Consider the following 22,445-nt stretch of genomic DNA (forward strand, 5'->3'; position numbering starts at 1 on the left):
CGGACAAGCCCACATCCGTATCGACTCGGAATTCGTGGCAGGGCCGACGAGCATCCGTCCCGATTCGACCGGGCATGTCGAGAGTATCGATTCGGCGCGCGGGGCGGGTGTGACGGAGGCAACCCCTCGGTGTCGTCGGTTTCGGTTCGAAGCCGTCAGTACAGTGACCGACATGCGGGTCCACGTGGTGAGCGATGTCCACGGTGCCGCCGAGGCGCTCGCCCGCGCGGGCGACGGCGCCGACGCCCTGGTGTGTCTGGGCGATCTGGTGCTCTTCCTCGACTACCACGACCTGGACCGCGGCATCTTCACCGACCTGTTCGGCGTGGAGAACACCCGCGAACTGCTCGCGCTGCGCAACGCCCGCCGCTTCGCCGAGGCCCGGGCCTTCTCCGGCTCGTTGTGGGCGGGTGTGCCGGGCGGCGCCCGGCAGGCGATCGAGGCGGCGGTGCGCCGCCAGTACGCCGCGCTGTTCGCGGCCTTCCCCACCCCCACCTACGTCACCTACGGCAACGTCGACGTGCCCGAGCTGTGGCCCGACTACGCGCGCGAGGGGGTGACCGTGCTCGACGGCCAGGTGGTGGAGATCGGCGGTCGCACCTTCGGCTTCGTCGGTGGCGGGCTGCGCACCCCGATGCACACGCCGTACGAGATCTCCGACGAGGAGTACGCGGCCAAGGTCGCCGCGGTCGGTCGCGTCGACGTGTTGTGCTGCCACATCCCGCCCGCCGTGCCGGACCTGACCTACGACGTGGTCGCCCGGCGGTTCGAGCGCGGCAGCGAGGCGGTGTTGCGGGCGATCCACGAGACCGGGCCCGACCTGGTGCTGTTCGGACACGTGCATCAGCCGCTGCGCGCGCGGATGCGGATCGGCCGCACCGAATGTGTCAACGTGGGGCATTTCCAGGCCACCGGGAAACCGTACGTCCTCACCTGGTGAGCCGGTGCCGCGTCCCCGCAGGTCGGGCACGATAACCTTCGAGCGGATCGGCCGTACTCGACCATCTTGAGGTGTTGTCGAGACGGCCAACAACGGCTACGCGAGCTTCCGGAGGACTCCTCACGATGGCTGAACGGACCAGCTCGACCATCACGATCGACGCCACGCCGGCCGAGGTCATGGCCGTCATCGCGGGGTTCGAGGGCTATCCCGAGTGGACCGGCGAGGTCAAGGAGACCGAGGTCCTGGAGGTCGACGAGTCGACCGGGCGCGCGGTGCGGGTGCGGTTCAAGCTCGACGCGGGCGTGATCAGCGATGAGCACGTGCTCGGCTACACCTGGGAGGACGACCGCGAGGTGCGGTGGACCCTGGTGACCAGCCAGATGCTCAAGTCGCTCGACGGTCGCTACGCGCTGAGCCCGATCGCCGGCGGCACCGAGGTCACCTACGAACTCACCGTCGACGTCAAGATCCCGATGCTGGGCATGCTCAAGCGCAAGGCGGAGAAGGTCATCATCGATCGGGCCCTGACCGGGCTCAAGAAGCGCGTCGAGAGCTGACCCGGCGGTGACGCGGGTCCTGCTTGTCACCGGTCTCCCGGGCGCCGGGCGCACGACCGTCGCGGCGGCGACCGCGGTGGCCGCGGCGCGGGCCGGGCGGCGCACGCTGCTCCTCGCCGCCGACGGCACGCGCGACGTGGACACGGTGCTCGACGTGCCGGTCGGCGCCGACCCCTTCGACGTGCTGCCCGGGCTGACCGTGCAGCGGGTCGCGGTCCGGGCCGAATTCGAGCGCGAGTTCCTGCTGGTGCAGGCACAGTTGGGCGCCGCGCTCGGGGTGGTCGGGGTGGAGCCGCTGGATCCCGAGGAGATCACCGTGCCGCCGGGCGCGGGGGATGTGCTGGCGCTGCGGGTGCTGGCGCGGGCGGTGGACTCGCGGCGCTACGAGTTGATCGTGGTCGACCTGCCCGCCGCCGAGCGGGCGGTGCCGGCGCTCGCGGTGCCGCAGGGGCTGGCCCGCTATGTGGACCGGCTGCTGCCGGTGGAGCGGCAGGCGGCGCGCGCGTTGCGGCCGGTGCTCGCGGCGGTCGCCGGGGTGCCGATGCCCGACGACTGGGTGTACGACACGGCCCGGCGGGTGGCCGCCGAGCTGGAGGTGCTGCGCGCGCTGGTGGCGGCGCCGACCACGACCGTGCGGCTGGTGGTGCGGCCCGGCACGGTCGCGCTGGCCGCGGCGCGGCGGGCCGCCTCGGCGCTGGCGCTGTACGGGCATCGCATCGAGGACGTGATCGTCAACGGGGTCGGCGCGGCCGACTCGCCCGATCCGGCGGTGCGGGTGCGGGCCGAGGTGGCGCGCGAGACCGTGGACGCGCTGTGCGCGCTGTTCCCGCGCGTGCCGTTGGCGCAGATCCCCGTGCTGCCTGCCGAGCCGCTGGGCGCGAGCGAACTCGCCGACGTGGCGGCGCACTTCGGCCCGGTGGGTCCGGGCGGCGCGGCCGACGACGACGGGCACACGATCGAACGCGACGGCGAGCGGCTGCTGTTGCTGCTGCCGCTGCCGGGCACGGATCGCGACGAGCTGGACCTGCTGCGCCGCGGCGACGAACTGGTGATCACGATCGGCCCGCACCGCCGGCTGATCCGGCTGCCCTCGGCGCTGCGCCGCTGCCTCATCGAGGGCGCGGGCCTGCGCGACGGCGTCCTGCGCGTGCGCTTCGTCCCGGACCCGGCCGTGTGGATGCGCGCGCCGCAGTAGCGGTGGGGGCCCGGCGCACTGCTTGGGCATGCTCGGGCCGCTCACGTGCGCGGTGGCCTGGCGTTGGGCTTCTCGGGGGCGGCCCGGTCGGAGGACTTTGATCCGCGGCGCGGAACCGCCCTTCGTCGGCGGGGATCGGGGCGCAGGGTTCGCGTCGGGCGGTGGGAGCGCGGAGAATGCGTCGGATGGATCCTGATGAGCGGGTGACGGGCGAGGACGCGGCGGATGCGTGGGCGGGCAGCACGGACGAGGTGCCGCCGGCCGCGGACGCGAAGGCCGAGGGGGACGGTGCGCGGGAGCGAGTCGACCCCTGGGCGCGGCTCGGGGAGGAGGCTCGGCGGCTCGGGGAGTCGTTGACCGGCGCCGACAAGGGGGATCAGGCGCCGGCCGCGCGGTTGGCGGAGGAGGCGCGGCGGCTGGCCGAGACGCTGGTGGAGCAGGCCGGGGCGGTGCGCGAGCAGATGGCGCGCAGGCACCCCGAGGTGGCCGCGCACCTGGCCGCCGCCGGGACCGAGCTGGCGTCCGCGTACCGGGCCTTCGTCGGCGACCGCGAGCGCCGGTGGGCCGCGAAGCCGGCCGAGAGCGAGCGGATCCGGCTCGACGACGACGACGAGTAGCCGGGTGCCCCCGCCGCCCGCGGCCCGCGTCGTGGGCGGTCGGGTGGTGTCCGGCGGGCGTACGCGTGGGGTGGGGGCGGGGAAGGGACCAGTACGATCCGTTGCGGGCAATGCACGCGAACGAGCTTGGGACGACATGGGACTCACGATCGGTGTCGACATCGGTGGCACCAAAATCCTCGCGGGTGTGGTCGACGCCGACGGGGTGATCCTCGATCGGCTCAAGGTCGCCACCCCCAAGGACGCCGATGGCACCGCGCAGGTGATCGCCGAGGCGGTCAACACCCTGCGGCGCAACCACGTCGTGGAGGCGGTCGGGCTCGGCGCGGCCGGATTCATCGGCGCGGACCGATCGACCGTGCTGTTCTCGGCCAACGTCGGCGCCTGGGTCGGCGAGCCGCTCCGGGATCGTATGGAGGCGCTGATCGGCCTCCCGGTCGTGGTCGAGAACGACGCCAACGCCGCGGCCTGGGGCGAGGTGCGCTTCGGCGCGGCCGCCGGGCACACCAACGTGATGTGCGTGACCGTCGGTACCGGCATCGGCGGCGCGATCGTGTTCGGCGGCGAGCTGTACCGGGGCGGCGGCGGGATAGCGGGTGAGCCCGGCCACATGCGGGTGGTCCCCGACGGCCTCGCCTGTCCGTGCGGCAACTACGGCTGCTGGGAGCGGTACGCCAGCGGCAGTGCGCTGACCCGCTACGCCCGCGACCGGGCGGCCGGCCTGCCCGAGGCGGCGGAGAAGCTGCTCGCTCTCGGCGACGGCACCCCCGCGGGCATCCAGGGCCCGCACGTCACCCAGGCCGCGCTGCTCGGCGACCCCGTCTCGCTGGCCGCCTTCCGCGAGCTGGGCACCTGGCTCGGCCAGGGCCTGGCCGACCTGTCCGCCGTGCTCGACCCGGCCGCGTTCGTGATCGGCGGCGGCGTCTCGGACGCGGGCGACCTCCTGCTCGTCCCCGCCCTGGAGACCTACCGCAGCGTGCTGCGCCGCGGCCACCGGCTCGGCGCCGAGGTCGTGGTCGCCACCCTGGGCAGCGACGCGGGACTGGTCGGCGCGGCGGACCTGGCCCGCCACTGACGACACCGCCGCCACACGCGCGGAACACACCGCCGCCCGGGGACCGGGCGGGCGTACACAGCTGGTCGATCGTGGTTCGGGCCGGGAGCCTGGAACCGGGCAAGGGGGCATCAGTGGCCGTCGGCAACGGAGAGATCCGGGTCATGTCGTACAACGTGCGTTCGCTGCGCGACGATCGGGACGCCCTGGTGCGGATCGTCCGGCACGCCGCGCCCGACCTGCTCTGCATCCAGGAGGGCCCCCGCTTCGTGCGCCGTCGGCAGGCGGTGGCCCGCCTCGCGCGCGACTGCGGCCTGGTGGTGATCGCCGGCGGCGGCGCCACGTCGGGGCTGCTCGTGCTCGGCGGGCTGCGGGTGAGCGTGCGGCGGGCGTACGACGAGCTGCCGCCGGCCGCGACCGGACGGCGTGCGCTCGGGCCGGCCGGCGCGGTGGTGGCGGTCGGCGGCGCCGAATTCGCGGTGGCCAGCGCGCAGTTCGGACCGGCCGCCGCCGAACGACCGGCACAGGCCGACGAGTTGTTGCGCCGGCTGGCCGGGCTCGACACCGAACACCGGGTGTTGGCCGGGGACTTCAACGAGTCGGCGGGCCGTCCCGGCTGGGACCGCCTGGCCGCGGAACTCCGCGACGGATACCCGGCGGCGCCCAGCGGCTCGGAGTTCACCGCGCCGCGCCGCGACCCCGGCCGCCGCCTGGACGGCGTGTTCGTGTCCGAGCACGTCGAGGTGCTCGGCTGCGGCGTCCCCGACGACGTCACCGACGCCGACTACGCCGCCGCCTCCGACCACCGTCCGGTGCTGGCCACGCTGCGGATACCCGTCGGCTGACCCGGATCGTCCCGGACCACCCGGGCTCACCCGGGCTTGCCCGGGCATCACCCGGACTCAGGGCCGGAAGCTCGCCATGAAGCCGGCCAGCAACTGTTGCGTGGCCGGGTCGTTCCAGACCGCGTCCGGGGTGTCCATGTAGAGCGAGTAGCCGCGCCCGGACGGCACCGTGAAGCCGAGGTTGAGCACGTGGTGCCGGGTGCCGCTGCCGTAGGTGAAGTGCCAGGCGGCGGCGGGGTAATCCCGGTAGTCGGCCTTCTCGATGCTCACCTTCTGATAGTTGGTGAAGCGACGGCGGACGTCGGGCTCGGCCTGCTTCCAGTCCTCGACCGGGTCGGTCGGTGAACTGGCGACGGTGTCCACGTTGAGCTTGAGCGTGCCCTCGGCGTTGGCGAAGAACTCCTGGCTGTCCTCGGTCTTGACCTTCCGCCACCCGGGCGGCAGGCCGATTTTGTAGCCGGTGGTGGCGCCGGTGTACGGCGTCCAGCCCGCCGGCAGGCTGTCGGTGCCGGTCGGCGGCTGCGGCGAACCCTGGGTCGGGGGTGTGGTCTGTGCGGGCGGCGGCGCCGAATCGCTGGGCGGGGGCGCGGTGTTCGGCGGCTGGGTGAGCTGTCCGCCGACCGGGGCGGTCTCGGCGGCCGGCCCCGGGCTCGACGGAGGTGTCGAACCCGACTGCGGCGAGGGCGAGTCGGAGCCGGCGGCGCCCTTCGCCCGATCGTTCTTGTCATTGCCGGGGGCGATCAGGAACAGGATCAGCCCGACCACGACGCCGAAGACCACCAGGGCGGCGATCGCGGCCGGCAGCGGCAGCCACGGGAAGGTCCGGGCGGGGCGATCCTCCCGAACCGGCTTCGAGGGCTTCGCGGGTGGGGCGACGAGCGGGGACACGATCTCCGCCTCGCCCCCGGATATCGCGTCGGGCTCGGGCTCGACGGTCCGCGGCGTGGGTACGGCCGCGGGTATCGGCTTCGCCGCGGGCAGCAGCGCGGGCGGCAACGCCCGGGTGGCCGCCTGCTCCTCCCGGATCTCGCGCAGCGCGTCGCGCAACATCGCCTCGGTCTCGGCCGCGTCCGGCCGCCCGGCCGGATCGCGCGCCAACAGCGCCTGCAGCACCGGGTCGAGCGGGCCCGCGTGCTTGGCCGGCACCGGCTCCTCGCTGACGATCGCGGTCAACGTGGCCAGCGGCGTGGAGCGTTCGAAGGGGGCCTTGCCCTCGACGGCCGCGTACAGCGTCGCGCCGAGCGACCACAGGTCCGAGGCCGCGGTGGGACTCAGACCCCGAGCCCGCTCCGGCGGGATGTACGCGGGAGCGCCCAGCACCACGCCCGACTGGGTCACCGACGAGTCGCCCTCGACCACCGCGATGCCGAAGTCGCTGAGCACGGCCCGGCCGTCGGGGGTGATCAGCACATTGCCCGGTTTGACGTCACGGTGCAGGATCCCGGCCGCGTGCGCCGTGCGCAGCGCGTCGATCATCGCCAGGCCGATCTCCGCCACCGCCTCGGCGGCCATCGGCCCATCGCCCCGAATCACCTCGGCGAGCGAGCGCGAGGGCACCAACTCCATGACGATCCACGGCCGATCGTCCTCCTCGACCACGTCGTAGACGCGCACCACCGAGGGATGACTCAGCCGCGCGGCGGCGCGCGCCTCACGGGCGGCGCGCTCGCGCAGCCGGGCCCGTTCGGTGTCGTCGGCGCCCGGTTGCGGCAACATCTCCTTCACCGCGACCTCGCGTCCCAGGACCTGGTCCCGAGCCCGCCAGACCGCACCCATGCCCCCGCGCCCCAGTCGCTCGGCGAGCAGATAGCGCCCGCCGACCAGGCGTCCCTCGTTGTCCGCGTCCACGCAAGGAAGGTACCCGGCCGGGGACTTCCAATGTGGCATGACGCCCCGTCAGAACCGGTCGGGATCAAGCCGAATCACGCCGAAACGGGTCATCCGACGTCGTCCGACGCGGCGCTCCCGTCGCCGACTCGGATCACCGCGCCGTGGCCGGGTCAGACCACCGCGCCGTCGTCGGGGTCGTCCTCGTCCCGATCCCGCCGCATTCGCGCCACCAGCGCGACGAAACCGCCGGTGAACGCGGCGAACGCGGCGAACGAGGTCCACGGCCCGACCGCGCGGCCGAGCAGCACCGACACGAGGAGGTAGAGCGGCCCGCCGACCAGCGCGATCCAGGCGATCTTGGTGGCCGCGTCGGTCTTGGGCAGCGGAGGTGGCGGAGGCGGCACGAAGTGCTCGTCGGGGTCCTCGTCCAACTCGTTGATCACCGGCGGCCCCGGCGGCGCGAGCGAGTAGTCGCGCGGCCCCGGCGCGGCGGGCAGGCCGACCTTGAACGAGCCCTCGGCCGGCCCCTCGGGTCCCCGCCGCTCGCCGCCCAGGTCCTCGGCCACCGGCCAGCGCGGCACCGGGTCGGCGACCTCGCTGTCGAAGGACGCGACGATCTGCGCCCACACCTCGTCGTCGCCCGGCCGCTCGGCGGGCGCCTCGGCATCGTTGTTCGCCGGTTCGGCCGGCTGCGCCCGGGGCGGCTCCACCGACGGGATGTCGGCGGGTCCGGCCGTCGGCTCCTTGGCCCGCGCACGCGGCGCGGACGGCTCGGTCAGCGAACGCAGGATGGCCCGCGCCCGCGACGTCGCCGCCGCATCCACCCACAGGCGCTCGATCTGCTCGGGCTCCTCGTCCGGATCCCGGGGCTCCAGCGTCGAGACGTACGCCGCCACCCCCGCGTCCCGCAGGGCGACCAGCATCACGTCCGCCGCCTCGGGATCGAGGTCGGTCAGGGGCTTGAAGGACTCCGCGTCGAGTCCGTTGCCACGTCCGCGCACCGTTCGTTCAGTCCCTCTCGGCCGTCTCCGTGGCCCGCGCGTCCGGCGCGAGCCGGCGTACGAACTCCAGGCTGGATGCGAAGATCCGTTCCGCGTCGTGGTCGAGCGTCGCCACGTGATAGCTGTCGTTGAGCAGGACGTCGGTGACGTCCGTGGAGGAGATCCTGGCCAACACCGTCTCGGAGTTGGCCGGCGAGACCACGTGATCGTGCGGGCTGTGCAGGAGCAGCACCGGCTGGGTCACCTGCGGCAGGTCGGCACCGACCACCCGCCAGAACCGGGACAGCGAGTAGGCGGCCTTCACCGGCGTCCGCGCGTAGGCGAGCTCGACCGACCCCTCCTTGCGGATGTCCGAGGCGATGCCGGCCACCGACGGTATGACGTGCCGCATTACCGGCAGCAGGCGCACCTTCGGATCGTCGGCCTGTACGGACGGGTTCACCAGGACCAGCCCCGCCACCTTGTCGCCGTGCTGCTCGGCGAGCCGCAGGGCCAGTCCGCCGCCCATCGACAGACCCATCACGAACACCGTGTCGCAGCGCTCGCGCAGCCGGTCGAACGCGCGGTCCACGGCGGCGTACCAGTCGTGCCACGTGGTCAGGTTCATGTCCTGCCACCGGGTGCCGTGACCGGGCAGCAGCGGCAGCGACACGGTCAGCCCCGCCGCGGCGAGGTGTCGGGCCCACGGCCGCAACGACTGCGGCGTGCCGGTGAACCCGTGACACAGCAGGACGCCCACCGGACCGCCGTCGTGGTGGTCGGGCTCGGCACCGGGCAGGATCGACACCAACGGGCTCCTTCGGGCGACGGGCTGGGCGGGGCGAGCCGACCGGATGGGCGCCACGTGGGGTGGCGACCGCCGGCCGACGGCGGTACAGGTTCCATAACGGGGTCGGGAGGCGAGTGGTTCCGCCCCTTACCCCCAACACCTGGGCGCTCTCGAATCGTCCCACGGGTGTGCGCGATGCGTACAGCGGCGTGGCGCCGGCCCGGACGGCTCGCCGCGGCCCGGACTCGGGCCCCGGCGACAACTCCCGTACCCCGGTCCCGGCGGGGAGCGATGCTCTAGGGTTCGTCCTGTTCCCAGGAGGAGGTCAGGGTTGTTCTACCGGCTGATGAAAATGATCGTCGGCCCCGTATTGAGGCTCTTCTTCCGCCCCTGGGTGGAGGGTCAGGAGCACATCCCGGACCGGGGCCCGGCCATTTTGGCGAGCAACCACCTCTCGTTCTCGGACTCGTTCTTCCTGCCGGTGGTCGTCCCGCGCCGGATCACCTTCCTGGCCAAGTCGGACTACTTCACCGGCCGAGGGGTCAAGGGCCGGCTCACCGCCGCGTTCTTCAAGGGAGTGGGCCAGCTGCCCGTGGACCGCAGCGGCGGCCGGGCGAGCGAGGCCGCGCTGAACGCCGGGCTCAAGGTGCTGCGCGAGGACCACCTGTTCGGCATCTACCCGGAGGGGACCCGCTCGCCGGACGGCCGGCTGTACCGGGGCAAGACCGGGATCGCCCGGCTGGCGCTGGAGTCGGGCGCGCCGGTGATCCCGGTCGCGATGATCGACACCGAGAAGATCCAGCCCCCCGGCAAGATCGTGCCGAAGATCATGCGGGTGGGCATCCGGATCGGCGAGCCGCTGGACTTCTCTCGCTACGAGGGCATGGAGGACGACCGCTTCATCCTGCGCGCGATCACCGACGAGATCATCTACGCGCTGATGGAGTTGTCCGGCCAGGAGTACGTCGACATGTACGCGGCCGACGCCAAGAAGCGCATCGACGAGGCGCGCAAGCAGGCGGCGGCGGCCAAGGCCGCCGAGAAGGCCGCGGAACAAGGCGCCGGGCAAGGCGCCGAGCAGGCTTCGGGGCAGGACACCGGGAAGGGCACGGACCGGGCCGCCGACCCCGGCGCCACGTCCGGGGCGAACGACGACTCGGGCGGCTCCGGCCGACCCGCCGGCTGACCGGGTCCGCCCGGCACCTCTGGGGGGTTCGGATGGGGGTCGAACAGTCGTTGTGGCGTGCTCTGACGGTCTATCGCACGCTCGCCCTCGTCTACGCGATCGCGCGCTACGCCCAGGTCGCGGACGAGTACGGACACCCGGTCGGCGGGTGGGCCGTCATGGCCCTGCTCGTGGTGTGGACGGCAGTGACCGCGTACGGCTTCCGCGACCCCAGGTTCCGCGAGCCGCCCTGGTTGATCGTCGACCTCTGCGTCGCGGCCGGATGCCTGCTCTCCACCCGCTGGCTGGACGATCCCGAGCGGGTCGCCCAGGGCACCATGACGCTGCCCACGGTGTGGGCCTCGGCGCCGGTGCTGGCGTGCGCGATCAAGGGCGGCTGGAAGACGGGCTCGGTGGCGGCGCTGACGATAGGCGCCGCCGACACCCTCGAACGCGGCGCGCTCACCGCCGACAACCAGCACAACATCGTGCTGTTGCTGCTCGCGGGCGGCGCGGTCGGCTACGTCGTCGAGATCGCCCGGGTGAGCGAGAAGGCGCTGACCCGCGCGCTGCAACTGGAGGCCGCCACCCGCGAACGCGAACGATTGGCGCGGGACATCCATGACAGCGTGCTCCAGGTGCTCGCCCTGGTACAGCGCCGGGGCGCCGAGCTCGGCGGCGAGGCGGCGGGGCTCGGCCGGTTGGCCGGCGAGCAGGAGGTGGCGCTGCGGCAGTTGATCTCGGCGACACCCGCCCGGGTCGAACCGGCCGACCTGCCCGGCTCCGGTGCCGACGGCGACCCGGCCCGGCAGGACCTGCGGGTGCTGCTCGGCGGCTTCGCCGGGGCGCGGGTGACCGTGTCCTCGCCCGGCACGCCGGTGCTGCTGCCCACGCCCGCGGCGCGCGAGGTGGCCGCGGCGGTCGCCGCGGCCCTGGACAACGTGCGCCGGCACGCGGGTGAGCGGGCGCAGGCGTGGATCCTGCTGGAGGACGAGCCGGACGAGATCGTGGTCAGCGTCCGGGACGACGGCCCGGGCATCGAACCGGGGCGACTCGAGGCGGCCCGGGCCCAGGGGCGATTGGGCGTGGCCCAGTCGATCGAGGGCCGGGTGCGCGATCTCGGCGGCACCGTGGTGTGGTCGTCGGTGACGGGAGAAGGCACCGAACTGGAGTTCCGGGTGCCGAGGCAGGGGAGCGGATGAACGACACGAACACGGACACACCGACCGACGAGGCGCCGGCCGCCGCACTGCGCGTCCTGGTCGTGGACGACCACCCGATGTGGCGCGAGGCGGTGGCGCGCGACCTCGCGGCGGCGGGCTACGACGTGGTCGCCACCGCCGGGGACGGCCCCGAGGCGGTCCGCCGGGCCCGGGCCACCTCGCCGAACGTGGTGATCCTGGACCTGAACCTGCCCAAGCTGCCGGGGGTCGAGGTGGCCCGCGAACTGGTCCGCCACGATCGGGCGGTGCGCATCCTGGTGTTGTCCGCCAGCGGTGAGCAGGAGGACGTCCTGGAGGCGGTCAAGGCCGGCGCGACCGGATACCTGGTCAAGTCCGCGAGCCGCGAGGAACTGGTCGACGCGGTGCGCCGGACCGCCGTCGGCGACCCGGTGTTCACCCCCGGGTTGGCCGGCCTGGTGCTCGGCGAGTTCCGCCGGATGGCCACCGATCCGCCGCGCCGGGACGCGGCGGGCGGCCCGACCGCGCCGCGGCTGACCGACCGGGAGACCGAGGTGTTGCGCATGGTCGCCAAGGGGCTGTCGTACAAGCAGATCGCGGAGCGCCTGTTCCTGTCCCACCGCACGGTGCAGAACCACGTCCAGAACACCTTGAACAAGCTGCAACTGCACAACCGGGTCGAACTGGTCCGCTACGCCATCGAGAAGGGCCTGGACGACTAGCGCCTTGTTCGGCGCGATCAAGCCGTCACGATCAAGTCGGGTACCTCGAACGGGTGGTGGGAAGAGTCGAGGTGGCTTCTCGCACCGGTAGCGTGGGCCGCGAATCGTGCCGGACGGAAGAAATCGGAGATTTCGATGCGTGTCGGAGTACTGACCGGCGGGGGCGACTGCCCGGGTCTCAACGCGGTGATCCGGGCGGTCGTCCGCAAGGGTGTCCAGGACTACGGGTACGAATTCATCGGCTTTCGGGACGGCTGGCGCGGTCCGCTCGAAGGCGACACGATGCCGCTCGACATCAAGGCGGTACGCGGGATCCTGCCGCGCGGCGGAACCATCCTCGGCTCGTCCCGGACCAACCCGATCAAGGTCGATCGCGGCATCGAGCGGATCCGGGAGAACCTGGGCAAGTTCGAGGTGGACGCGCTCGTGGCGATCGGCGGCGAGGACACCCTCGGCGTGGCGACTCGGCTGCACGAGCACGACGTCAAGGTCGTCGGTGTGCCCAAGACCATCGACAACGACCTGAACGCGACCGACTACACGTTCGGCTTCGACACCGCGGTCAACATCGCCACCGAGGCGATCGACCGGCTGCACACCACCGCCGAATCGCACCGCCGGGTGCTGATCGTCGAGGTGATGGGCCGGCACGCGGGCTGGATCGCGATCCACTCCGGCATGGCCGGCGGCGCCAACGTGATTCTGATCCCCGAGCAGAACTTCGACGTCGAGGAGGTCTGCGCCTGGGTGGACAGCCGGTTCCGGACCAACTACGCGCCGATCATCGTGGTCGCCGAGGGCGCCATCCCGCTGGCCGGTCAGATGGTGACCAAGGACCAGACGCTGGACGCGTTCGGCCACGTCAAGCTGTCCGGGATCGGCGACTGGCTGGCCTCGGAGATCGAGAAGCGCACCGGTCACGAGGCGCGCACCACCGTGCTGGGCCACGTGCAACGCGGCGGCACACCGACCGCGTTCGACCGCTGGCTGGCCACCCGGTTCGGGTTCCACGCGATCGACGCGGTCAACGCGGGCGAATGGGGCCGGATGGTCGCGCTGCGCGGGACCGACGTGGTGACCGTGCCGTTGGAGGCGGCCACGCGCGAGTTGAAGACCGTGCCGCCGGCGCTGTACGAAGAGGCGAAGGTGCTGTTCGGCTGAGGCCGTGCCGGCGTGCCGGGGTCGGGCGTCAGGCGTCGGGTCCGAGCGGGGTCCCGGCGCCCTGCCGGCGGTTCTTGCGGGCGAAATACACGATGGTGGCGCCGAGGACCGCGAGGGCGACCCAGATCGCGACGGTGGCGAAGGTGAACGTGTCGTCGTGGTCCTCCCGGCGCTGCCCGGCAGCCGAGTCCGGGGCGGTCGGCGGCAGTTCGGGCCGCAGCGTGGGCGCGCGCGTGGGCCCGCCGGGGTTGGGCACGTGGAGCACCTGGTAGTCGCTGCGCGAGGAGAGGTCGGGGCCCACCCCGTTGGGGGCCGCGCCGCCGGCCAGTACGGCGAGGTCGCCGCCCGCCACCGGCGAGCCGGCCGGGATCGACACGCGGAGCGAGATGGTCGCGAACTCGCCCGGCGGAAGCTGCCGTTGGCCGTCCCACGGCTTGGGCGTCAGCGCACCGGCGAGGTGCGCGTCGCGGCCGTTGGCGGGGTCGGTGAGCACCTGGAGCGACACCGGACTCCAGCCCCGGTCGTAGGAGTCGTACACCTCGACCACCAACTGCCGCGGGGTGATCGGGGACTGGCCGGTGGTGAACACCACTTCCGGACGCACGCCGGGGATGATCCGGCCGGTGTCGTTGGTGAAGGTGACGTTGAACTCGGCCGCGCCGCCGCCGGCCTGGAGCCGACCGGGCACACCGACGAGGTTGAACGTCGGCCCGTCCCCGCGCCGCGCCGTGGGGAACGTCTTCGCGATACCACCGGACCGATCCGGGCCCGCGTTCGGCACGGACGGCGAGCGGGTCTCGTCCGGGGACGGTGGGCGCGTGGGCGCGCTGCCGTCCGGCCCGAGCAGCGCGGCGTCGAACGCGAAGCCTCCGGTGAAGCGCGGCTCGTCGCCGGCGCTCGGGGAGTGGCTTCGTCCACTCATGGAGACCTGGACGAACTGCGTCGGAACGTTCGCCGCGATCGTGAATCGCAGTCGGAACTCGACGCTCGCGCCGGGCGCGAGCCGACCCGAGGTCTCGGTGCCCGCGCCCGCGCCGGGGAACGGCAGCGATGCCGAGCCGAGCGTGCCCAGGGGCCTGAGCACCCAGGTGCCGCCGACCGGGTCGAGGACTTCCAGGCGCACCTGCTCCGGGGCGATCCCCCGGTCCCCGCCGATCGACACCTCGGGCTCCAGGAGCAGTGGGGTCGGACCGGCGTTGCGCATCCTCGCGGTGACCTCGACGGGAACGGCCGGCCGGATCCGGTCCGGCACCCCGGTCAGCTCGACCTGCCCGTCGGCCGCCGGCACCTCCGCTGCCGGAGCGGTGGGTACCGGCGCGGCGACGGCCGGCGGCGACCCGAGCAGCACGAGGAACGCCGTCGAGGCGAGACAGCGACGCAGACGCATGCGGGGTACCCGTCGTAGGAAGGAGCCTGTTCGACCGAATGTGCGAACGGCCGGAGCCTACCGGGCGGTACACCGTGGGCCCCAGGGGATATTCGGGCGGCCCGGCGGGCGGCCTCACCGATGGGCGGTGCGCCGGCGGGGCGGGGGTCAGTCCAGTGTCGAGCGGCGGCGCGAACCGACGGGGCGGGCGGGGCAGGCGCGGCGGTGGGTCCGGGCGGCGCGGGCCTCGGCCAGGGCGGTCAGGCGGGCGTTCCAGGGGGCGGCGTCGGCGGCGCCGATACCGCGCGAACACTGGTTGGTGGCGGCGAACACGAAGGTCTCCATCGCCTCCCGCGAGACGGTGCGCCAGCACGCGAAGCGGTCCGCCCAGGAGGCCGCCTGTTCGGCGGTGTGCCCCTCGTCCATCAGCCGGCCGGCGACCATGGTGACCTCGATCCAGGCCGGGCCGCGGGCCGGTTGCGCCCAGTCGACCAGGTACGCGCGCGGCCCCCGGTCACCGATCAGCACGTTGTGCGGATGCAGATCGGTGTGCAACAGGCTTTCCCCACGCAGCAGTTCGAGTTGACGGTGGGTCAACAGCGAACGCCAGCGCTCCTCGATCCGCGGCAGTGGCAGGTTCCGTACGGCGACCCGGCCGAGCCGGCGCAGCGCGTCGGCGACCAGCGGCAGATCGGCGGTGCCCGGCGCGAAGTCGGCGTGCCGGCCGGTGATGTGGTCGAAGCCGAGCAACACCCAGTCGTCCAACCGCACCTCCCAGCGCAGCCGGGGCGCGACGGTGTGCACGTGCGGTGCGACCCGGACCTCGACCCGCTGTTGCAAGGCGGCCGGATGATTGCGCGGGACCCCCTTGACGAAGAAGCGTGATCGTTCGGTGGTCACCGTGGCGGCGAACTCGCAGTTGAAGCCGGCCCACACCGTGGCGACCCCCAGCACGCGCCCCGCACACCGTTCGACCGCGGCGCGCGCGTCGGTGGGCAGTGCGTCCCACGGAGTGCGCGGCGCCGTATGGAAGTTCGGCGGCGGGGGCGGCGAATCAGCCATCTGCGTCCGGTGGCGAGGGGGGCAGCGGGCGCGGTCCGCCGAAGGTGACTCCACACTTGCGACAGCGCTTGCGACCGCTCCAGTCGACGGGGTCGTGCGGCGGACAATCGGAGCCCACGGGAACCCCCTCCACTGGGAATCGGTCAACGAACGGGGTCGAGCATCCTCCGTCGTATCGCGGCGAGCAACGCGATTATCGTCGCACGCCGGTGCGACACCGCAGGCTCCCCGCCGGAGTCCCGCCTCCCGTGGGCGACCCGGCGCCCGACCGCGCGCCGGCGGGCGCGGACCGGGCGCCGACCCGGCCCGCGCCCGCCGCCGGTGCCCACCCGCGGTGCCCACCCACGGTGCCCCCGCGCCGCTCACAACCCGGCGAGCAGCTCCCGCACGATGGCCAGGCCGTTGTGGGTGAGTACCGACTCGGGGTGGAACTGCACCCCCGCCAGCCGCATCCGGCTCGACCGCAGCGCGTGCACCCGGCCACTGAACGGGTCCGCGGCGAACTCCACGTTGGGCACCCCGGCGGTCGGCCGCAGCGCGGTGAACGCGTTGTAGAAGCCGACCCGTTCCGGCCGGCCGAACAGGTCGATGGTCTCCTGCTTGCCCTGGTACGGCCGCTGCTCGCGGATCAGTTCCAGGCCCAACTCGTGGGCGAGCAACTGGTGTCCCAGGCAGACCGCGAGCAGCGGGGCGCTCGCGTCGAGCCGGGTCCGCAACAGCGCGCCCATCAGTCGGATCTTGCGGTGCGCGGTGTCCCGGGGGTCGCCCGGTCCGGGGCCGAGCACCACCAGGTCGGCGCTGCGCACCCGCCGTGAGGTGACGTCGTCGTGCGACCTGACCTCGACCTGCAGGCCCAGCGTGCGCAACACGTGTGCGAGCATCGCGGTGAACGTGTCCTCGCCGTCCACCACCAGGACGTGCCGCCCCGCCAGCTCCGGCGCGCGCAGCGCGTGCCCGTCCCGCGGCCGCAGCCAGAACGGGGAGAGCGCGGCATTGCGCTCCGCCAGGACCGCGTGCACCTCGGGATCGGCCGCGAGCGCCGTGTTCCCGGCGACCCCGGCGGCCGGCACCACGCCGAGCGCGGCCAGCACCCCCGCCGCCTTCGCGTGCGTCTCGGCCACCTCGTTCTCGGGGGTGGAGTGCCGGACCAGGGTTGCGCCCGCGGGCACCCGCAGGCCGCCGTCGGGGGTGATGTACGCGGTCCGGATCAGGATCGGCGCGTCCAGCGTGCGTCGCCCCTCCCCGTCGCGCCCGATCAGCGCGAGTACGCCCGAGTAGTAGCCGCGCCCGGTCGGCTCGTGCCGACGGATCACCCGGCACGCGTTCTCCAGCGGGCTGCCGGTCACCGTCGGCGCGAACATGGTGCCGCGCAGCACGGTGCCCACGTCGTGCGAGGTCACCCCGCGCAGCAGGTATTCGGTGTGCGTGAGGTGGCCCATCGGCTTGAGGAAGGGGCCCTCCACCGCGCCGCCGAGGTCGCACACCTCGCTCATCATCTTCAGTTCCTCGTCGACGACCATGAACAGCTCGTCGATCTCCTTCGGATCGCGCAGGAAGGCCAGCAGCCCCTCGCGCGAGGGCCCCTCGGCGGGATGCCGATAGGTTCCGCTGATCGGATTCATCACCACCTCGCCGCCGATCGAGCTGACGTGCCGCTCGGGACTGGCGCCGACCAGGGTCAGCTCGCCGGTGTGGATCAGGTAGGTCCAGTACGCGCCGCTCTCCCGGGTCAGCAGCCGGTGCAGCAGGGTGCCGGCCGAGGCCGGCGTGTAGTCCTCGATGTGGTCGCGGTAGTCGCGCCGGATGACGAAGTTGGCGCCCTCGCCCCGGCCGATCTCCTCCTCGATCACCCGCTTGACGATCACGGCGTAGCTCTCGTCGTCCACGTCGAAGCCGCCGCCGCGCAGCGCGACCGGCACCCGCGGCAGCGCGGCCAGCACCTCGGCCAGGGGCAGCTCGTGCTGCTCGGTGACCCGCAGGCAGCGCAGCGGTGTGCCGTCCTCGCGGTACTCGAACCCGCGCTCGCGGATCTGCCCATACGGCACCAGGGCGAGCAGTTCGTGCCCGGGCCCGTCGCCGGCGGCCGGCAGCGGCAGCGCGTCGAGGCCGGGCGCGTCGATGATCTCACCGGTCAGGAGTTCGACCACGGACGAGTTCTCGCGCCGGATCAGCGCGAACGGCGGCGGGGCGGCGGAGAACAGCGGGGACAGGGCGTCGGCGGTGCGCATGGGTGCTCCTCGGTCGAGAGAGACGCCCTCCCGACCGGGCGATCCGCCGGTTGTCCGTCCGGTCCGGGCGGGTGCGCCGCCGGGTCCGGGACAAACAAAGGGCCGCCCTGCCGGGCGGCCGTCGGATCGTGGGGTGATCGCGAAGTCAGTGGGCCGCCGCAGGGACGGGCCACCAGGAGTGTCGATGGAAGCTGATCGCGATCACGCCTCGGATCCTAGCGCGTGCGCGCGGGGTCACCGCTTTCGGCGGCCTTCGCCGTTTCCCGGGGGGCGCGCCGGGCGCCCGGCGCACCCGCGCCCGATGTTCCGCGTCTCGCTCTCCGGGCGCCGGCCTCAATCGGGTTGCCACTCCGCTTAGTCTTGAGCGGTGACCCTGAACGACATCGAATCCTGGCGAACCCTCCCGGCGGCGCAACAGCCCGAGTGGCCGGACAACGAGGCCCTGGGCTCCGCCCTCGCGGACCTCCGTTCCTATCCGCCGCTCGTCTTCGCCGGCGAGTGCGACCAGCTTCGTGGTCGGCTCGCGTCGGTGGCCAAGGGCGAAGCGTTCCTGCTCCAGGGCGGCGACTGCGCCGAGACCTTCGTCGGCAACACCGCCGACGCGATCAAGAACAAGCTCAAGACGCTGCTGCAGATGGCCGTCGTGCTGACCTACGCGGCCTCGGTGCCGGTGGTCAAGGTCGGCCGGATGGCCGGGCAGTACTCCAAGCCGCGCTCCAGCGGCACCGAGACCCGCGACGGGGTGACCCTGCCGTCCTACCGGGGCGACGCGGTCAACGAGCTGGCCTTCACCGAGGCCGCGCGCATGCCGGATCCCGAGCGGCTCAAGCGCATGTACCACTCGTCCTCGGCGACGCTGAACCTGGTGCGCGCGTTCACCACGGGCGGCTACGCCGACCTGCGCCAGGTGCACGCCTGGAACCAGGACTTCGTCGCGCTCTCGCCCTCCGGCGAGCGCTACGAGCGGCTCGCGGCCGAGATCGACGGCGCGATGCGCTTCATGCACGCGTGCGGGACCGACCCCGAGGAATTCCGCACCGTGGAGTTCTACGCCAGCCACGAGGCGCTGATCCTGGACTACGAGGACGCGCTCACCCGGGTCGACTCGCGCACCGGCGACCTGTACGACGTGTCCGGCCACATGGTGTGGATCGGCGAGCGCACCCGGCAGCTCGACGGCGCGCACATCGAGTTCGCCTCCCGGATCCGCAACCCGATCGGCGTCAAGCTCGGCCCGACCACCTCTCCCGAGGACGCGCTCGCGCTGATCGACAAGCTCGACCCGAACCGCGACCCGGGCCGGCTGACCTTCATCGTCCGCATGGGCGCGGGCAAGGTCCGGGACAACCTCCCGGCCCTGGTGGAGAAGGTGGCCGCGGCCGGCGCGCAGCCGGTGTGGGTGTCCGACCCGATGCACGGCAACACGTTCGAGGCGTCCAGCGGGCACAAGACCCGTCGCTTCGACGACGTCCTCGACGAGGTCAAGGGCTTCTTCGAGGTGCACCGCGCGCTCGGCACACACCCGGGCGGCATCCACGTCGAGCTGACCGGTGACGACGTCACGGAGTGCGTGGGCGGCGGCGACGAGATCTTCGTCGACGACCTGCACCAGCGCTACGAGACCGCGTGCGACCCGCGGCTGAACCGCAGCCAGTCGCTCGACCTGGCCTTCCTGGTCGCGGAGATGTACCGCAAGAGCTGATCCGGCTCGACCCACGCGCCCCGAGGGCGGACCCTCCGACCGGAGGATCCGCCCTCGACGGCGTCTGTAATGCTGCCGCCATGACCTTCACCGACCTGCGCAGCGATACCGTCACCAAGCCCGGCCCCGCGATGCGCGCGGCGATGGCAGCCGCCGAGGTGGGCGACGACGTCTACGCCGAGGACCCGACCGTCCGGGCCTTGGAGGAGTACGTCGCCGACCTGTTCGGGCAGCCGTTCGCGCTGTTCACGCCGACCGGCGTGATGGCCAACCAGCTGGCCGTGCGGCTGGCCGTCCCGGCGGGCGGCGAGCTGGTCCTGGACGCCGACGCGCACATCGTCGCGCACGAGGACGGCGCGGCGTCGGCGCAGGGCGGCGTCCAGACCCGGACCACGCTCAGCCCGCGCGGCCTGCTCGATCCGGCCGACCTGGCCCGGTTGATCCGGGTCGGCAATCCGTACACGGTCGGCACCGACCTGGTCGCGGTCGAGCAGACGCACAACCGGGGCGGCGGCTCGGTGTACCCGCTGGAGCAGCTGACCGCGATTCGCGAGCTGGTGAGCGGATTCGGGCTGCCGCTGCACTGCGACGGCGCGCGGATCTGGAACGCACACGTGGTCAGCGGCACCCCGCTGCGCGCCTACGGGGCGCTGTTCGACTCGCTCAGCGTGTGTCTGTCCAAGGGGCTCGGCGCGCCGGCGGGGTCGGTGCTGATGATGCCCGCGGAGTACGAGGCAGAGGCGCGGCGGATGCGGCACCGGATGGGCGGCGGCATGCGCCAGGCGGGCATCCTCGCGGCGGGCGGCCGGTATGCCCTGGAGCACCACGTCGAGCGGCTGGCCGAGGACCACGAGCATGCGCGGGAGCTGGCCGTGCTGCTGCGCGACGCGGGCTTCGCGGTGGCCGACCCGGAGACCAACATCGTGCTGGTCGAGCTGGGGGAGCGGCAGCCGGACGCGGCCACGATCGCCGAGCGCTGCCGGGCGGAGGGGGTGCTGGTGTCGGCGTTCGGGCCGAGGCTGGTGCGCCTGGTCACGCACATGGACGTGGACGCGGCCGGTTGTGCGCGCGCCGCGACGGCGATCGCGCAGGCGGCGAAGGGCTGATCAGGCGGCGGAGTGCCGGCGCAGCGGGACCACGTTGTCGGGCAGGGTCGCGGCGGCGGCGGCGGCGACGACGGTCGGCATCGGCAGCGCGACGGGCTCGACGGTCGGGGTGGTGCTCTCGCACGCGGTCGCGCAGGTGTCCGCCTCGCTGCACAGCTCGCGCCGCCGGCGTCGGGACTCGTCGCGGGGCAACATCGCGGTGATGCTCTTGACGCACCGGCCGCAGTCGGTGCCCGCGCCGCCGCAGGACTGGGCGATTTCGCGCATGGTGCGGGCGCCGTCGGCTATCCGGTCGTTGACCTGACGGTCGGTGACACCGAAGCACATGCAGACGTACACGGAGATTTCCCCCCAGCGGCGAGGTTACTTAGGTAAGGGTAACCTCAGGGCTCGCCGGGGGGAATACCGGGTGATCGGTGACGCAAGCCCCGATCGGTCGTGCGCTTGCGACCGGGGCCCGGTCGGCTCGCGCTCGGCGCTCGGCGGCTCCTGGTCAGCTCTCGTTCGGCTGCTTGAGCAGGCCCGCGATGTAGAGCTGCTCGCCCACCTCGGAGAGCAGGCCGAGCTGCGTCTCCAGGTAGTCGACGTGCTCTTCCTCGTCGGCCAGGATCTCCTCGAAGATGTTGGCCGACGTCACGTCGCCCTTCTCGCGCATCAGCGGGATCCCGCGCCGCAGCCGCTCCACGGCCTCCATCTCCACCGCCAGGTCGGCGCGGAACATCTCCTCCAGGTTCTGGCCGATCCGCAGCGCGTTCAGGCGCTGGTAGTTCGGCAGGCCCTCCAGCATCAGGATGCGGTCGGTGAGTCGTTCGGCGTGCTTCATCTCGTCGATCGACTCGTGGCGGGTCCAGGCCGCGAGCTTGATGTAGCCCCGGTGCTCCTGCATCTTCGCGTGCAGGAAGTACTGGTTGATCGCGGTGAGTTCCGCCGTGAGCTGTTCGTTCAGGAGCTCGATGATCTGCGGGTCACTGTGCATCGCGACGCACCTTCCGGTGTGGGACGGGCTGTGAACATGGGAGACGTGGGGGAACCCCGGGCACACGTGGGGCAGGAGTTCCTCCGAATCCTGTCACTTTTGGTAGCACTTCCGCCACGAAGGGCAGCCTTGCCTTCCAATGTCGAACATGTCCCGCCGCGCGCCGCCTGCCCGCCCGTCCCGGGCGGCGCCGGAAAACGGGTCGGTCCGCGGCTTCCGCGCCGGCAGGGGCGGTCGAGAGTCGGTCGGGGCGTCTGGGACCATGTGAGGTATGGGGCATACGGAAGCGGCACAAGGTGGGACCGAGGCTCCGGATCGCGATCCGCGACTTCCGCCGGGCCAGCGGATCCAGCGCGGCTGGCCCGTTCTGCACTACGGACCCGTCCCGCGGTTCAAGCCCGAGATCTGGGACTTCCGCGTCTTCGGCGCGACCGCCTCGGGGGAGAAGCACTGCTGGAACCACGACGAGTTCTCCGCGCTGCCGCACGAGACCGTGGTCGCCGACTTCCACTGTGTGACCAAGTTCAGCATGCTGGGCAACGAGTGGACCGGGCTGACCATAGCCAAGCTGATGGAGATCGCCCCGCCCGCGCCGGAGGTCACCCACGCGATGGTGTGGGCGGAGTACGGGTTCAGCTCGAACCTGCGCATGTTCGACTTCGCGAGCGACCAGACGATCCTGGCCACCCACCACAACGGCGAGCCGCTGACCGCCGAGCACGGCTTCCCGGTCCGGCTGATCGTGCCGCACCTGTACGCCTGGAAGGGTCCCAAGTGGGTGCGCGGGATCGAGTACATGGTCGCCGACAAGCGCGGCTTCTGGGAGGAGCGGGGCTACCACAACATCGGTGACCCGTGGCAGGAGCAGCGCTACTCCTACCAGGAGGAGACCGGCCAGGGCCCCGCGCTGACCTGAGCCCACCCGCCCGGACCCCCCGAGCACGCCCGAAGGCCCCGCCCGACGC

At 72.8% G+C, this 22,445-nt stretch carries 21 protein-coding genes; 13 read left to right on the forward strand and 8 right to left on the reverse strand.

Features of this window, described 5'->3' with window-relative positions; all coding sequences use genetic code 11:
- The first annotated feature begins 172 nt into the window (after positions 1-172).
- The 6 genes from ACFXKZ_RS46845 (at position 173) to ACFXKZ_RS46870 (ending at position 5,211) form a co-directional block, all read left to right on the forward strand.
- Positions 173-940, forward strand: coding sequence for a metallophosphoesterase (locus ACFXKZ_RS46845; protein WP_380012603.1), 768 nt, complete (start codon positions 173-175; stop codon positions 938-940).
- 125 nt (positions 941-1,065) lie between these two features.
- Positions 1,066-1,500 (forward strand): SRPBCC family protein, encoded by a 435-nt coding sequence (locus ACFXKZ_RS46850; RefSeq protein WP_380012606.1) that lies wholly within the window; start codon positions 1,066-1,068, stop codon positions 1,498-1,500.
- 7 nt (positions 1,501-1,507) lie between these two features.
- Positions 1,508-2,695 (forward strand): ArsA family ATPase, encoded by a 1,188-nt coding sequence (locus tag ACFXKZ_RS46855; RefSeq protein ID WP_380012609.1) that lies wholly within the window; start codon positions 1,508-1,510, stop codon positions 2,693-2,695.
- Between the two features lie 185 nt (positions 2,696-2,880).
- The gene (locus ACFXKZ_RS46860; RefSeq protein ID WP_380012612.1) at positions 2,881-3,312 is read left to right on the forward strand and encodes a DUF5304 family protein; all 432 of its coding nucleotides are present in this window, start codon (positions 2,881-2,883) and stop codon (positions 3,310-3,312) included.
- Positions 3,313-3,448: 136 nt separating this feature from the next.
- Entirely contained in the window at positions 3,449-4,387 is a 939-nt protein-coding gene (locus ACFXKZ_RS46865) for an ROK family glucokinase (RefSeq protein WP_078977551.1), read from the forward strand.
- Positions 4,388-4,500: 113 nt separating this feature from the next.
- Positions 4,501-5,211, forward strand: a complete 711-nt coding sequence (locus ACFXKZ_RS46870) for an endonuclease/exonuclease/phosphatase family protein (RefSeq protein ID WP_380012616.1) — start codon at positions 4,501-4,503, stop codon at positions 5,209-5,211.
- 57 nt (positions 5,212-5,268) lie between these two features.
- On the opposite strand, the gene ACFXKZ_RS46875 is transcribed toward ACFXKZ_RS46870, so the two are convergent.
- The 3 genes from ACFXKZ_RS46875 to ACFXKZ_RS46885 form a co-directional block, all read right to left on the reverse strand.
- Positions 5,269-7,059 carry a protein kinase gene (locus ACFXKZ_RS46875; protein ID WP_380012619.1) on the reverse strand — a complete coding sequence of 597 codons (1,791 nt, stop codon included), beginning with the start codon at positions 7,057-7,059 and terminating at the stop codon, positions 5,269-5,271.
- Between the two features lie 152 nt (positions 7,060-7,211).
- Positions 7,212-8,042 (reverse strand): hypothetical protein, encoded by an 831-nt coding sequence (locus ACFXKZ_RS46880; RefSeq protein ID WP_380012622.1) that lies wholly within the window; start codon positions 8,040-8,042, stop codon positions 7,212-7,214.
- Between the two features lie 7 nt (positions 8,043-8,049).
- Positions 8,050-8,829 (reverse strand): alpha/beta hydrolase, encoded by a 780-nt coding sequence (locus ACFXKZ_RS46885; protein WP_380012625.1) that lies wholly within the window; start codon positions 8,827-8,829, stop codon positions 8,050-8,052.
- Positions 8,830-9,142: 313 nt separating this feature from the next.
- On the opposite strand from ACFXKZ_RS46885, the gene ACFXKZ_RS46890 reads away from it, so the two are divergent.
- From ACFXKZ_RS46890 to ACFXKZ_RS46905, 4 genes are all read left to right on the forward strand, one after another.
- Positions 9,143-9,997: a lysophospholipid acyltransferase family protein gene (locus ACFXKZ_RS46890; protein WP_380012628.1), complete on the forward strand. Its 855-nt coding sequence runs from the start codon at positions 9,143-9,145 to the stop codon at positions 9,995-9,997.
- Positions 9,998-10,029: 32 nt separating this feature from the next.
- Positions 10,030-11,178, forward strand: coding sequence for a MacS family sensor histidine kinase (gene macS, locus ACFXKZ_RS46895; RefSeq protein ID WP_380012631.1), 1,149 nt, complete (start codon positions 10,030-10,032; stop codon positions 11,176-11,178).
- Positions 11,175-11,879, forward strand: coding sequence for a response regulator (locus ACFXKZ_RS46900; RefSeq protein WP_380012634.1), 705 nt, complete (start codon positions 11,175-11,177; stop codon positions 11,877-11,879). The genes macS and ACFXKZ_RS46900 overlap by 4 nt, the downstream gene beginning before the upstream one ends.
- 135 nt (positions 11,880-12,014) lie before the next feature.
- The gene (locus tag ACFXKZ_RS46905; RefSeq protein ID WP_078977559.1) at positions 12,015-13,040 is read left to right on the forward strand and encodes a 6-phosphofructokinase; all 1,026 of its coding nucleotides are present in this window, start codon (positions 12,015-12,017) and stop codon (positions 13,038-13,040) included.
- A 28-nt stretch (positions 13,041-13,068) separates the two neighbouring features.
- Here ACFXKZ_RS46905 and ACFXKZ_RS46910 read toward each other — a convergent pair whose 3' ends face one another.
- The 3 genes from ACFXKZ_RS46910 to ACFXKZ_RS46920 form a co-directional block, all read right to left on the reverse strand.
- Complete coding sequence (locus ACFXKZ_RS46910; RefSeq protein ID WP_380012637.1) at positions 13,069-14,427, reverse strand: hypothetical protein; 1,359 nt, start codon at positions 14,425-14,427, stop codon at positions 13,069-13,071.
- Between the two features lie 147 nt (positions 14,428-14,574).
- Complete coding sequence (locus ACFXKZ_RS46915; protein ID WP_380012640.1) at positions 14,575-15,468, reverse strand: phosphotransferase family protein; 894 nt, start codon at positions 15,466-15,468, stop codon at positions 14,575-14,577.
- A gap of 362 nt (positions 15,469-15,830) precedes the next feature.
- Entirely contained in the window at positions 15,831-17,696 is a 1,866-nt protein-coding gene (locus ACFXKZ_RS46920) for an anthranilate synthase family protein (protein ID WP_380012643.1), read from the reverse strand.
- Positions 17,697-18,063: 367 nt separating this feature from the next.
- On the opposite strand from ACFXKZ_RS46920, the gene ACFXKZ_RS46925 reads away from it, so the two are divergent.
- Positions 18,064-19,398, forward strand: a complete 1,335-nt coding sequence (locus ACFXKZ_RS46925) for a class II 3-deoxy-7-phosphoheptulonate synthase (protein ID WP_078977563.1) — start codon at positions 18,064-18,066, stop codon at positions 19,396-19,398.
- An 80-nt stretch (positions 19,399-19,478) separates the two neighbouring features.
- Entirely contained in the window at positions 19,479-20,504 is a 1,026-nt protein-coding gene (locus tag ACFXKZ_RS46930; RefSeq protein WP_380012646.1) for a threonine aldolase family protein, read from the forward strand.
- Here ACFXKZ_RS46930 and ACFXKZ_RS46935 read toward each other — a convergent pair whose 3' ends face one another.
- Together ACFXKZ_RS46935 and bfr are read right to left on the reverse strand one after the other, a co-directional pair.
- Entirely contained in the window at positions 20,505-20,843 is a 339-nt protein-coding gene (locus ACFXKZ_RS46935) for a bacterioferritin-associated ferredoxin (RefSeq protein ID WP_380012649.1), read from the reverse strand.
- A 154-nt stretch (positions 20,844-20,997) separates the two neighbouring features.
- Positions 20,998-21,480: a bacterioferritin gene (bfr, locus tag ACFXKZ_RS46940; protein ID WP_126638323.1), complete on the reverse strand. Its 483-nt coding sequence runs from the start codon at positions 21,478-21,480 to the stop codon at positions 20,998-21,000.
- Positions 21,481-21,751: 271 nt separating this feature from the next.
- Here bfr and ACFXKZ_RS46945 point away from each other — a divergent pair, with 271 nt between their 5' ends.
- Positions 21,752-22,396: a sulfite oxidase-like oxidoreductase gene (locus tag ACFXKZ_RS46945; RefSeq protein WP_380012653.1), complete on the forward strand. Its 645-nt coding sequence runs from the start codon at positions 21,752-21,754 to the stop codon at positions 22,394-22,396.
- Positions 22,397-22,445: the final 49 nt, after the last annotated feature.

This window comes from Embleya sp. NPDC059237 (assembly GCF_042754105.1).
Taxonomy (GTDB): domain Bacteria; phylum Actinomycetota; class Actinomycetes; order Streptomycetales; family Streptomycetaceae; genus Embleya.